The 12,491-nt window shown below is 56.7% G+C and carries 13 protein-coding genes, 1 tRNA gene and 2 pseudogenes; 2 read left to right on the top strand and 14 right to left on the bottom strand.

All coding sequences use genetic code 11. The annotated features are described in order from the left end of the window. Positions 1-140 precede the first annotated feature (140 nt). Both N018_RS28680 and N018_RS28685 read left to right on the top strand, forming a co-directional pair. Positions 141-1,148, top strand: a pseudogene (locus N018_RS28680) (PDC sensor domain-containing protein); the annotation flags it as partial. Positions 1,149-1,490: 342 nt separating this feature from the next. After that, positions 1,491-2,006 (top strand): annotated as a pseudogene (locus N018_RS28685) (methyl-accepting chemotaxis protein); the annotation flags it as partial. 75 nt (positions 2,007-2,081) lie between these two features. Here the strand turns inward: N018_RS28685 and N018_RS28690 are convergent. The 14 genes from N018_RS28690 to ruvC all read right to left on the bottom strand — a co-directional run bounded on the left by N018_RS28690 (position 2,082) and on the right by ruvC (position 12,398). Beyond that, a complete protein-coding gene (locus N018_RS28690; protein WP_154219962.1) occupies positions 2,082-2,300 on the bottom strand; it encodes a transposase in 219 nt (72 codons plus the stop codon). A 635-nt stretch (positions 2,301-2,935) separates the two neighbouring features. Further along, a tRNA-Lys gene (locus N018_RS18155) sits at positions 2,936-3,011 on the bottom strand. A gap of 63 nt (positions 3,012-3,074) precedes the next feature. Further along, positions 3,075-3,749, bottom strand: coding sequence for a 7-cyano-7-deazaguanine synthase QueC (gene queC, locus N018_RS18160; RefSeq protein WP_032632514.1), 675 nt, complete (start codon positions 3,747-3,749; stop codon positions 3,075-3,077). 16 nt (positions 3,750-3,765) lie between these two features. After that, positions 3,766-4,413 carry a 7-carboxy-7-deazaguanine synthase QueE gene (gene queE, locus N018_RS18165; protein ID WP_024644450.1) on the bottom strand — a complete coding sequence of 216 codons (648 nt, stop codon included), beginning with the start codon at positions 4,411-4,413 and terminating at the stop codon, positions 3,766-3,768. Positions 4,414-4,584: 171 nt separating this feature from the next. After that, positions 4,585-5,403: a tol-pal system protein YbgF gene (ybgF, locus tag N018_RS18170; RefSeq protein WP_080274868.1), complete on the bottom strand. Its 819-nt coding sequence runs from the start codon at positions 5,401-5,403 to the stop codon at positions 4,585-4,587. A gap of 6 nt (positions 5,404-5,409) precedes the next feature. Beyond that, positions 5,410-5,913, bottom strand: a complete 504-nt coding sequence (gene pal / locus N018_RS18175; RefSeq protein WP_003314369.1) for a peptidoglycan-associated lipoprotein Pal — start codon at positions 5,911-5,913, stop codon at positions 5,410-5,412. Between the two features lie 52 nt (positions 5,914-5,965). Next, positions 5,966-7,216 (bottom strand): Tol-Pal system beta propeller repeat protein TolB, encoded by a 1,251-nt coding sequence (gene tolB / locus N018_RS18180; protein WP_223862785.1) that lies wholly within the window; start codon positions 7,214-7,216, stop codon positions 5,966-5,968. 47 nt (positions 7,217-7,263) lie between these two features. Further along, positions 7,264-8,334 (bottom strand): cell envelope integrity protein TolA, encoded by a 1,071-nt coding sequence (gene tolA, locus N018_RS18185; protein WP_024644448.1) that lies wholly within the window; start codon positions 8,332-8,334, stop codon positions 7,264-7,266. Continuing rightward, positions 8,334-8,798 carry a protein TolR gene (gene tolR, locus N018_RS18190; protein WP_002554654.1) on the bottom strand — a complete coding sequence of 155 codons (465 nt, stop codon included), beginning with the start codon at positions 8,796-8,798 and terminating at the stop codon, positions 8,334-8,336. Before tolR ends, tolA begins: the two co-directional genes overlap by 1 nt. A 14-nt stretch (positions 8,799-8,812) precedes the next feature. Beyond that, on the bottom strand, positions 8,813-9,508 hold the full coding sequence (gene tolQ, locus N018_RS18195) for a protein TolQ (protein ID WP_002554655.1): 696 nt from the start codon (positions 9,506-9,508) through the stop codon (positions 8,813-8,815). Next, positions 9,498-9,965: a tol-pal system-associated acyl-CoA thioesterase gene (gene ybgC, locus N018_RS18200; protein WP_024644447.1), complete on the bottom strand. Its 468-nt coding sequence runs from the start codon at positions 9,963-9,965 to the stop codon at positions 9,498-9,500. Before ybgC ends, tolQ begins: the two co-directional genes overlap by 11 nt. A 134-nt stretch (positions 9,966-10,099) precedes the next feature. After that, on the bottom strand, positions 10,100-11,161 hold the full coding sequence (gene ruvB / locus N018_RS18205) for a Holliday junction branch migration DNA helicase RuvB (RefSeq protein WP_024644446.1): 1,062 nt from the start codon (positions 11,159-11,161) through the stop codon (positions 10,100-10,102). Then, positions 11,162-11,770, bottom strand: a complete 609-nt coding sequence (ruvA, locus tag N018_RS18210) for a Holliday junction branch migration protein RuvA (protein ID WP_024644445.1) — start codon at positions 11,768-11,770, stop codon at positions 11,162-11,164. It lies immediately after the preceding gene. Positions 11,771-11,873: 103 nt separating this feature from the next. Next, positions 11,874-12,398 (bottom strand): crossover junction endodeoxyribonuclease RuvC, encoded by a 525-nt coding sequence (ruvC, locus tag N018_RS18215; protein ID WP_024672420.1) that lies wholly within the window; start codon positions 12,396-12,398, stop codon positions 11,874-11,876. Between the last annotated feature and the right edge of the window lie 93 nt (positions 12,399-12,491).

A 12,491-nucleotide genomic window follows, 5' to 3' on the forward strand; every position in this document is an offset into this window, starting at 1 on the left:
GCAGCAAGATGCTGACGGAAAGCGGCGAGAACTTGCTGCAGGCCAAGGCCGCAGAGCAGGCGAGTAAGCTGCAAAGGGCCTTCGGTGACAGCCTGCTGATCATTAACGTGCTTTCCGACCAGGCCATGAACTTGCGTAACATGGCTGCCCAGCGCGGCTTGACGGCCGCCACGTTGCGTGAAGAACTGAACCAGAGTCTCAAGACCACCTTTGATCACAATCCCCAGCTATTGGGGGTTTGGCTGGTTTACGAGCCCAATGCGCTGGAAGGCAAAGACAGTGAGTTCGCCAACGACTCCGTGCGCGCTTCTAATGAAAACGGCCGCTTTGCCAGCGCCTGGAATCGGGGGGGCGGTCAGCCGGTCAACATCATGATTCCCGAAGAAGATATGCGCAAAACCGAGCTGAGCATCAGCGGCACACCTTACAACAGTTGGTACACCTGCCCCCGAGACACCCGACACACCTGCCTCATGGCACCCTACGCCGACACCCAAGCCGGCACGGTGCAACTGATGACCACCCTATCCATACCCTTGATTGCCGACGGCAAGGTCATCGGTGCCATTGGCGTGGACCTCGCACTCGGCGCTCTGCAAGCAGCAGCCCTTGATGCCCAGCAGACGCTGTTCAACGGCTCGGGCCGCATGCTGATTGTTTCGGACAGCGGTGTTCTCGCCGCCTACAGCAAGGATGCAGGTCAGATCGGGAAACCCATCAACGCTCCCTTGGGAGAGGCGAGTAAGGCGATTCTCAGCGCATTGCAACTCAAACAGCCGGCTGTGCTCAGTCAGGACGACTTGATCCGCGCGGTCTACCCCGTTGCGCCCATCACTGGCGCTGCGGCTTGGGGGGTGGTGATTGACCTGCCCAGAGACGTACTGCTGGCAGACTCGGTAGAACTTCAGACATTGCTTGACCATGCGCAAACCCGCGACACCCTGAAGTCGCTGCTGGTCGCAACAGGCGCTGGACTGCTGGGCCTGCTGCTCATCTGGTTCACCGCCTCTGGCGTAACGCGCCCTATCAACGGTGTCGCCCAGATGCTGAAGGCGATTGCCAGTGGCGACGGCGACCTGACACGGCGGCTGAACTACAGCAAGAAAGACGAACTGGGCGAATTGGTGAACTGGTTCAACCGTTTCCTCGACAAACTGCAACCTACCATCGCACAGGTCAAGCAGAGCATTACTGACGCTCGCAGCACTGCCGACCAGTCCTCGGAAATCGCCCGGCAGACCAGTGAAGGGATGCAGGTGCAATTTCGCGAGATCGACCAGCTGGCAACAGCCTCCAACGAAATGAGCGCGACGGCCCATGACGTCGCGCACAGCGCATCAAGCGCCGCGCAGGCGGCGCGAGGTGCCGACCAGGCCTCAAAGGACGGCATTACCCTCATTGAGCGAAGTACCAGCGACATCAACGCCCTGGCCAGCGAAGTCAGCAAGGCCGTGAGAGAAGTCGAAGCCCTGGCAGTCAACAGCGAGCAAATCGGATCAGTGCTGGAAGTCATTCGCAGTATCGCCGAACAGACCAACCTGCTGGCCCTCAATGCTGCGATTGAAGCCGCGCGGGCCGGAGAAAGCGGTCGTGGTTTTGCAGTGGTTGCCGATGAAGTGCGCAATCTTGCCAAAAGAACCCAGGATTCCGTCGAGCAAATCCGATTGGTCATCGAGCGTATCCAAACCGGCACGCGTGGGGTGGTGGCAACCATGCATTCAAGCCAGACGCTGGCCCAGAATAACGCCGGGCAGATCCAACAGGCGGTACAGGCACTGAGCAAAATCAGCGATGCGGTGACAGTGATCAGTGATATGAATCTGCAAATTGCAAGTGCGGCGGAGCAGCAAAGCTCCGTAGCAGACGAGGTCAATCGCAATGTCTCGACCATTCGTGGCGTAACCGAGGCTCTTACTGAACAAGCGGCTGAATCGGCGCAGATCAGTAGTCAGCTCAACGCACGAGCCAATCAACAAATGATGCTGATGGATCAGTTCCGCGTATGACGCAATACAGGCCTCGTTTCCGCGATACGGCCGCAGGCCTACCTTTCGCAGGGCGTGCTCTGCGCACCGATGTGTTCAGAGCGCTATCCATTTACGGATGACATTGGCGTTGATGCCGTGGCTGATGGCGACACTAGGCACGAATGCGCCAGTTTGCAGGCATTCCTGAACGAACTGGGCCTTGAAACGGTTTGGGATAAGAGCTTCGTTAGCGCATGGAAATTCTTGGCGATAAGGGTGATCGCGTCTGTTTGGTATGCCCCCCGAAAGGTTGGATACAACCTTTGGAGGCATACCAATCGAGGGTGAGCTTGATATCCGGGACGGAGCTGCAACCGGCGACAACCGAATCGAGTTAGGCCAAAAAAGCCGACGATACAGCTTCCAATGACCCTGTAGCGGAGCGTCTCGAACTGATGCCGACCGCGCCTTTGATCAATGTATTAAAATCCACACTAGTTTCTGCTCATAGCGAGCCCGTCCATCTCCCAAGAGCCCAAAGCGCAGGCATTGAGTTGATATCGGACGCACCGGGAATGGAATATGAGTTCGGCGAGTTAGAGGATATTGCTCGCTGGATCAGAGAAAATGCTGCTGGCGAGATTAGCCGATAACAGCCACGCACTGCGTCAGGATGAAAAAATATGCGCGGCCTCCTGTAGCTCTGAAGCAGCACTCCGTCTTGCAATTTGACATCACGGCTTGCCGGCGCTATGTTTCGCGACAAACGGCTGCTTGTCTGGGTGCGCATCGCGCTCAAACGGTATCGCCTGCCTTCAGCTTCGAAAGACTTGCCAACTGCCTTACAGATCGTTGCCTCAATGCTGTGACGGAAGCCCAATCAGCTACCCCACCTCAGGCCGGATAATCTGCAAGGCAAAAAAAAACCTGGAAATCCGCATTTTCATGGGCCTTCCAGATTTTCGAAATGGTGGGTCGTGTGGGATTCGAACCTACGACCAATTGGTTAAAAGCCAACTGCTCTACCAACTGAGCTAACGACCCTCTGTTGCGTGGCGCGTATATTACTGATTTCTATCAGTTATTCAACACCTTTTTTCAAAAACTTTAAAAATAACGTGTCGGGTCCGTCATACCGGCAGCGGTAAAGCCCTCGGCGCGCAAGCGGCAGCTGTCACATTTGCCACAGGCACGGCCTTGGTCGTCAGCCTGATAGCAGGAAACCGTCAGCGAGTAATCAACCCCCAAGGCCGCACCTGCCTTGACGATATCCGACTTGCTCAGATTCTGCAGCGGCGCCCTGATCGTGAAACCCTGCCCTTCCACACCGGCCTTGGTAGCAAGATTGGCCATGCGCTCGAATGACTCGACAAACTCGGGACGGCAATCCGGATAACCCGAGTAATCCACGGCATTGACGCCGATGAAAATATCCCGCGCGCCCAAGACCTCTGCCCAGCCCAGGGCCAGCGAAAGGAAGACAGTGTTGCGCGCCGGGACGTAGGTCACGGGAATGCCTTCAGATGGCGACTCAGGCACGGCAATGGAGCTGTCAGTCAAAGCCGAGCCGCCTATGCCGTTGAGGTCCAGACCGATGACCTTGTGCTCGACTGCACCCAGGTCGCGAGCAACGCGCGCTGCAGCGTCCAGCTCGGCACGGTGACGCTGGCCATAATCGAAGCTCATGGTGTAACAGGCGTAGCCTTCGGCACGCGCCATGGCAACGACTGTTGCGGAATCCAGGCCACCGGATAACAGAATCACGGCTCTTTTTTCGGTCATGGTCAATTCACTCATATCAGCGCCCCGGCTCGTCGTCCCAAAGAATTTTATGCAACTGCATCTGCAAGCGCACCGGCAGGTTATCGGCCACGATCCAGTCTGCCAGGTCACGGCCTTTAAGTTCGTGATGACTCGCCGAAAACAGAACCTCACCCGCACGGCGATCAAGGCCATACTGAATAAGCTTGGAAACGGCCCAGTCGTAATCCTCGCGCGAGCAAATCACGAATTTGACCTGGTCGTTCGGTGTCAGCAGCTCCATATTCTCGTAACGGTTGCGTGTAACTTCTTTTGACCCTGGGGTCTTGAGGTCGACGACGCGACTGACACGAGGGTCCACTGCAGAGATATCCAGCGCGCCACTGGTTTCCAGTGACACCTCATAGCCCGCATCGCAGAGACGCTTGAGCAATGGAATCGCGTTAGGCTGGGCGAGCGGCTCGCCACCGGTCACGCACACATAGCGAGGCCGATAGGAAGCAACTTGTTCGACGATATCGTCCAGGGTTTGAAGGGTGCCGCCACTGAACGCGTAGGCGCTGTCGCAATACTGACAGCGCAAAGGGCAGCCCGTAAGGCGGACAAATACGGTGGGCAGGCCAGCCGTACGGGTTTCACCCTGCAACGAGTGAAAGATTTCGGTGATGCGTAATGTGTCTTGCATATCAGCCACGGGCGTAACAGCTAAACAGGCCGTCCGCCTCCGTCAGGCACTTCAAGGGACTCGGCAATCGCGGAATCCAGAAAAGCGTAAGGTGTACCGGAATTTCGGGTGCGAGATTCTAACGAAAAAAGCCGCGACTAGCGCGGCTTTCTTGATCAGCGGGTCAGGACATCAAAGGCGCTGGAGATCTCGTTGCGCCAATTGTGCAGCTGAAGTGCCCGGATACTGGGCAACGACCTGCTGCAATATGCCTTTTACCTTATCGGTATGACCCAGACGACGTTCGACATCAGCCAGCTTGTAAAGCGAATCAGGCACCTTGGCATGCTTCGGATACTGCTGACTGACTTTGGCGAACGCCTGACCGGCACCTTGAAGGTCGCCCTTGGCCAGATTCACTTCGCCTAGCCAGTATTGGGCATTGCCCGCATACGAGCTGTTCGGATATTTGCGCAGGAAAGCGGTAAAAGCCTGACTGGCCTTGTCGAAATCCTTCGCCTTTATCAAATCGAAGGCAGCTTCGTAGTACAGCTTTTCCTTCGCCGGATCAGGAGGCTCGGTGCCTGCTGCCGGTGCCTGCTGAGCCGCTGAGGCCGAAGGCGTCCCGCCGGCATCTATAGCGCCGCCAGCAGGTTGGGAATTATTGGTAGCCGGAGCGGAAGCGCCACTGACTATACGTTGATCGAGTTCCTGGTACCGCTCCAGAGCTTCTTGTTTCATACGCTGGATGTCGTTTTGCTGGACCTCGACAACACCGCGCAAACGCGCGATTTCGTCTTGCATCTGCTGCAATTGCATGAACAGCTGACCTTGTGCCGAGGCAGGGGCCGTAACCCCTCCCCCGGCATAGGCGCCGGACGTGCCATAACCCGCTGGCGGATAACTGCTGCTGCCAGAGCCAGAATTGTTATCGACCACAGGTGCCGCACCCAACGCTGAAAGCGGAAGGGCGAGGGCCAAAACGGTTAGAGCACGTCGGCACGTTCGCATGTCAAATTACTTACGCAGTTCGACGCGACGGTTTTGAGCCCAGGACTGCTCGTCGTTGCCGGTAGCAACTGGACGCTCTTCGCCGTAGGAAACCAGTTCCAGCTGAGCTGGGGAAACACCTTGCAGAACCAGGTAGCGTTGAACGGCTTTCGCACGACGCTCGCCCAGTGCCATGTTGTACTCGCGAGTACCACGTTCGTCGGTGTTGCCTTCCAGAACAACGCGAGCGCCGTTAGCTTTCAGGTCTTTGGCGTGCACGTCCAGGGAGCGCATGGCTTCTGGCTTCAGGTCCGAACTGTCGTATTCGAAATAGAAGGTGGTGATTGCGCGCAGAGCAGCTTCTTCGCTCAGGGAGCCGTCAACAGCACCCGAGTTGGCGCCGTAACCAGCGTTAGGATCAACAGCAGCACCGCCTGCACCGGCATTGTCGCCGCCTTTGGACGAGCAACCTACAGCTACAGCCATGGCCAGAGCCAGCGCAGCAAATTTACCAAACTTCAGCATTTCCATCTTGAAACTCCTAATGAACCCCAGTGTGTTAAGCAAATCGTGTAGCGCCGCGTCAGTTCAGGTAAGGGGACCAGGAAGGTTCTCTGACTTCGCCTTGAGCGGTAGGAAGCGGGAGCCTTACGCGTCCGTTAATGGACACGAGCATCAAGACTCCCCGGCCCTGCTGGCGGGTGGCGTAGATTACCATGGTGCCGTTGGGCGCAACAGTAGGCGACTCGTCAAGGTTGCTATCTGTGAGGATTTTTACGCTACCGCGAGCCAAATCCTGCACTGCGACCTTGAAATTCGTGAAGCCGTCCTGCCGGTGAATCATTACCAGCGTCTTTTCATCGGCTGACAATTTCGGGTTGGCATTGTAGTTACCCACGAACGTAACACGTTCGGCACCGCCGCCATTGATGTTCGTCTTGTAGATCTGTGGCTTGCCGCCACGGTCCGACGTGAAGTATAGCGTAGACCCGTCCTTGCCGAAGAAAGGTTCTGTATCAATAGAAGAATCGTTGGTGACGCGGCTCAACTGACGCGAAGCCAGATTCATCACGTAGATTTCCGGGTTGCCGTCCTTGGACAGGACGAATGCCAGCTTACTGCCGTCCGGGGACCACGCAGGTGCGCCGTTCAAGCCTTCGAAGTTGGTGATCTGCTCACGACGACCGGTATCGATATGCTGAACGAAGATGCGCGGACGCCTTTGTTCGAACGATACATAAGCGATGCGCTTGCCATCCGGTGCGAAACGCGGCGACAGAATCGGTTCGCGGGACTGCAACAGGGTTACTGCGCGAGCACCGTCGTAATCCGAACGCTGCAGGGTGTAACGCGTATTGCTCTCCGAGAAACGCTCGGCAGTCACGTACAACATGCGGGTTGAGAACGCTCCCTTGATACCGGTGAGCTTCTCGAACGATTGGTCGGCAATGTAATGGGCCATGTCGCGCAGTTGATCGTTAGTACCGGAGACATTGCCGGTCAATACCTGCTGCTCGGTCGCCACGTTGAACAATGCGTATTGAATCTGCAGACGTCCACCGGCAGGCGTGATGTTGCCGACCATGACGTACTGAGCCCCCAGTGCTTTCCAGTCACGGAAAATGACTTCACTGGCCTGGGTCGGCAAGCTGATCATGTTCTGCTTTGGAATCGGCGCGTAGTAACCGGAGTTGCGCAGGTCGTTGCTCACGATCTCCGCCATGTCTTCCGGCAATACGCTACCGCCCTGCCAACCGAATGGCACAACTGCGATTGGAGCAGCACGGTCACTGCCGCTGGTGACCAGAATGTTCTTTTCTTCTGCCGCAACCATTCCGGATGCGAAACAGAGAACGACCAGCAGTCCTCGAAAAAGGTTGATCACAAGGCTAGATCTCCAGGTGTGAATGTCATCTTGAATGAACGATAGGGAGCGAAGTCAGCCGGCTTCAGACCCTGCATTTCTGTCAAACGTCCAATGTTCTTCACCGCTGCAACTGCAGAGCTGTCAAACGGCCCGTCACCACTGGACTTGGCAATCGATACGGAAGCAATCGTACCGTCCGGCAACATCCCTATCTGCAACGTTACCGACATGTTGTTACGTGCCGAAGGTGGACGGCTCCAGCCCTCAGACGCTCGAACACGAATCAGGTCATCGAAACTGCCTGCTGTTTCATCGCCCCGCTCATCAGCCAGAGCCTGTTGCCGCTCCGTTTTATCGGACAGCAAATCGGCCAGTGCCTGCGCCTTCTTGTCTTCAGCGGATTTACGTGCTGCTTCCTGCGCTTTCTTGGCGGAATCGGCAGCGGCTTTTTTCTTCGCGTCCTCGGCAGCCTTTTTCTTGGCGTCTTCTGCGGCCTTTTTCTTGGCCTCATCAGCAGCCTGTTTCTTGGCTTCCTCGGCAGCAGCTTTCTTGGCGTCTTCCTCGGCTTTTTTCTTGGCCTCGTCTTCAGCCTTTTTCTTGGCTATGTCAGCCAGCTGTTTCTCTTCAACCTTTTTGGCGTCGGCAACCTTCTTGGCCTCGTCGGCTTTCTTGGCATCGTCAGCCTTTTTGGCCTCTTCTGCTTTCTGCTCGGACTTTTTGGCTTCGTCGGCGGCTTTTTGCTCTTCGGCTTTTTGAGCCGACTCTTCTTTCTTTTGTTCCGCAGCTTTTACAGCTTCCTGCTTAAGCTGCTCGATCTTTTTCTGCTCCAACTGCTCGACTTCAGTCTGTCGCGCAGCAGTTTTCTTCGCCTCACCGGCAATCTTCTGGTTGGTCTGGGTTGTGGCCTGGCTCTTGGATTTGAGCTGATAGAGCGTTGCCTGAACGATAGGCTTGGCTTCGGGCAGATCCGGAGTCATGGCAAAACTGACGAACAGCATGCCAAAAATAAGGATATGCAATGCCACGGCCCAGACACTGGGCCAGAAGTAGCTTTCCGAGGCGGACGGCTCTCGAATCGGCTGCATCAGGGTGCCTCGGTAATCAAGCCAACATTCCCGACCCCGGCTTTCTGCAGCCCGCCCATCGTGCCCATGACCGAGCCATAATCGACGGTCTTGTCACCACGAATGAAAACCTGCGTCTGCTTGCCTGCGTCACGACCGGCAGCGACGATCTTGGTCACCGCCGCAGTCAATTGCGGCAGGGTCATTGCCTTGTCCATCTGTTTGTCGGTATCGACTTCGCTGCCAAGGTTCCAGTAATAGGTCTTGTCAGCCTTGATCGAAATGGTCAGGACCTGATTGTTGTTGTCCTGCGGCAAAGCCTCGCTGGAGACCTTGGGCAAGTCGACCTTCACGCCCTGGTTGATCATGGGAGCCGTCACCATGAAAATCACGAGCAACACCAACATCACGTCGATGTAGGGCACTACGTTCATTTCGGCGACCGGCTTGCGTTTCCTGCGACGATCTCGAGCGATTAAAGCCATGGGGAATTACCTGCTCACTCTTCGCTGGTATGCACTTTACGGTGCAGGATGGCCTGGAACTCGTCAGCAAACGTGTAATAACGGCTGATCAAGGTCTCACTGCGCGCGGCGAAACGGTTGTAGGCAATAACGGCCGGGATGGCTGCAAACAGGCCAATGGCCGTTGCAATCAGCGCTTCGGCAATACCCGGCGCTACAGTAGCCAGCGTTGCCTGCTGGGCAGTTGCGAGACCGCGGAAGGAGTTCATGATCCCCCATACAGTACCGAACAGACCCACATAAGGACTGGTGGAACCTACGGTCGCCAGGTAAGGCAGACCGGCTTCGAGCTTTTCTTCCTCGCGCGAAATCGCAACACGCATGGCGCGCGCCACACCTTCCATGACCGCATCAGGATCGACACCGGACTGCTGACGCAGACGGGAAAACTCCTTGAAGCCGGCGCGGAAGATCTGTTCGACACCCGAGTCCGGATCAGGGTTGCTGCCCGCCTGACGGTACAGTTTCGACAAGTCGATACCGGACCAGAAGCGCTCTTCAAAGCTGTCCAGTGCACGCCGACCTGCACGCAGCATATTGCTGCGCTGAAAAATCACGATCCACGAGGTGACCGAAGCGGCTACCAGAATCAGCATCACCAACTGAACAACAATGCTGGCATTGCTGACCAAACTCCACATGGAGGAATGGTCGACGACGTTAGCTTCCACGCTTTATCTCCTGCTCTGAATGTATGCCCGCGCCGCTCTGGTCGGCAAAGGCCGCTCGCAAAGCTTCGGGAATGGCCCGGGGTTTAAAACTATCGGCGCGTACACACGCCACCAGGAACTGCCCTTCGCAAAGCAGTGTTGTATCTGACGCCCGCCTGATCTGCTGTGTAAAACGCAGGCTGACGCGATTCAATTCGGTTACTTCTGCACTGACAAGCAGCTCGTCATCCAGCCGCGCCGGCTTGTGATAACGCGCTTCACTGGAGTGCACGACAAATAAAAGGTTTTCCTGCGCCAGTTCGGACTGGGCAAAGCCCAGATCCCGTAGCCGCTCGGTACGAGCCCGCTCCATGAATTTCAGATAATTGACGTAGTAGACGATGCCGCCAGCATCGGTGTCCTCGTAATAAACGCGACAGCGATGTGCAAACGACTGAACCCCGTTTTGCGCGCGCATACTCTAGTGCTTACTCCTCAGGTTGCCAATCGGGTCAGGCAACTGTTTTTCAACGTTTTGCCACTTGTTTATCGGTATCGGCTGCAAGACTGGCAATGTGACCACGCCAGGCAGGAATAAATTGCAAACCATCACTATAAATCCGCCGAATCATCGACAAAATCACCCGCCACTGGCATCTCACCCATTCTCGCGGGAATGTTCAACCCGAAATGCAGATACGCATGACGGGTGACCACACGCCCGCGAGGTGTGCGCATGATATAGCCTTGCTGGATCAAATAGGGCTCCAGCACGTCTTCAATTGTGTGACGTTCTTCGCTGATGGCCGCCGCAAGACTGTCGACGCCCACCGGGCCGCCGTCAAACTTCTCGATCATGGTCAGCAGCAGGCGCCGATCCTGATGATCGAAGCCGTGCTCATCGACATCCAGCAGATTCAGCGCCTTGTCAGCAGTCTCCCGGGTGATCTGCCCATTGCCACGCACTTCGGCGAAATCCCGTACGCGACGCAGCAACCTATTAGCGATCCGCGGCGTACCACGCGCACGCCTGGCGATCTCGAAAGCACCCTTTGGCTCGATGACCAGACCAAGAATGCCTGCCGAGCGCGATACGATCGTCGACAGATCGGCGATGTTGTAGAACTCTAGACGCTGCACAATCCCGAAACGGTCACGCAGCGGATTGGTCAGCATACCGGCGCGAGTGGTCGCCCCCACCAGCGTGAATGGTGGCAGATCGAGTTTGATGGAGCGCGCTGCAGGACCTTCACCAATCATGATGTCGAGCTGAAAATCTTCCATCGCCGGATAAAGCACTTCCTCGACAATCGGTGATAGCCGATGAATCTCGTCGATGAACAGCACATCGTTGGGCTCAAGATTGGTCAGGATTGCCGCCAGGTCACCTGGCCGCTCAAGCACCGGGCCCGAAGTACTCTTGATCGACACGCCCATTTCCTGGGCAATGATGTTGGCAAGCGTGGTTTTGCCCAGGCCGGGCGGCCCGAAGATCAACGTATGGTCCAGCGCCTCGTTACGGCCCCGCGCAGCCTGGATAAACAACTCCATCTGCTCGCGCACGGTGGGCTGGCCTATATAGTCCGCCAGGCTCAGCGGTCGAATGGCACGGTCCATCTGCTCATCGCGATCGCGGCCACCGGCGGCGGTTATCAGGCGGTCGGCTTCTATCACTTAACCCATCCCCTTCAACGCACGACGAATCAGATCTGCACTGCTCAAGTCTTTTTCCTTGATGGCGGAGACTGCCTTGCTGGCCTCCTGCGGCTTGTAGCCCAGCGAAATAAGCGCGCTCACCGCATCCGACTCGGCCGACGCCACTGGCTCGGGCTGGTTCGGACCATTGGAAACCAGCGCGAAGGTTCCTGGCAATGACTCCCAGGCCTTGAACCGGTCCTTGAGCTCAACCAGCAGACGCTCGGCAGTCTTCTTGCCGACGCCAGGGATTCGAGTCAGCGCCGACGTATCCTGCGCCTGAACACAACGCACCAGTTCATCGACTTCCAGGCCGGACATCAATGCCAGCGCCAGCTTCGGACCGACTCCGTTGAGACGGATCAGTTCGCGAAACAGCTCGCGCTCACGCTTTTCATAAAAACCATACAGCAGATGCGCATCCTCGCGGACCACCAGATGGGTGTGCAACGTCACGGGCTCGCCGACATGCGGCAGCCGATACAGCGTCGTCATCGGTACTTCCAGCTCATAGCCGACACCGTTGACGTCCAAAACCAGATGCGGAGGCTGTTTTTCAGCCAGAAACCCGCGTAAACGTCCAATCACGATGCAAATCCTTTCGTGTTGCCGGTCGCTTGCGCAAAGAAGCTGGATACAGACATCACAGCAGCCACCCGACCAAGTAAAAATATGCGTAAGAATGAGGCCATCAGAGCCGCAACCGCCCACCGCGACTGCGCGCAGTACCCAACCCATGGGGAATCAGACTGGAGCGCGTATGCGCGTGACACAGTGCAATGGCGAGCGCATCGGATGCGTCGATCTGCGGCTTCTGGGTCAATTTGAGCAGGTGCATGACCATCATCATCACCTGGTCTTTATTCGCGCCGCCGGTTCCTGCCACCGCCTGCTTGACCTGAGTCGCCGTGTACTCGGCGATTTCCAGCGCCTCTTCGGCACCGGCCACGATCGCCGCACCTCTGGCCTGTCCCAGCTTCAACGCAGAATCGGCGTTGCGTGCCATGAAAACCTTTTCGATGCCCATAGTGACGGGACCGTAGGTCTTGATGACCTCTCTGACACCACGATAGACAATCTGCAGACGCTCATGCAGCTCGCCGCTACCGGTGCGAATACACCCCGACGCAACGTAGACACAGCCGCGCCCGGTATCGCGCACTACGCCATAGCCGGTGATTCGCGAACCGGGGTCGATACCAAGAATAAGAGTCATAACGCCTGCAGCTTGAGAGAATCACGCAAAAACGATGTATGCAGCATAAAGGCAGAAGCCGGAGGCCGATAGCTGCGTGATGATCACGGCTTC

Source organism: Pseudomonas syringae CC1557 (assembly GCF_000452705.1).
Lineage (GTDB): Bacteria > Pseudomonadota > Gammaproteobacteria > Pseudomonadales > Pseudomonadaceae > Aquipseudomonas > Aquipseudomonas syringae_F.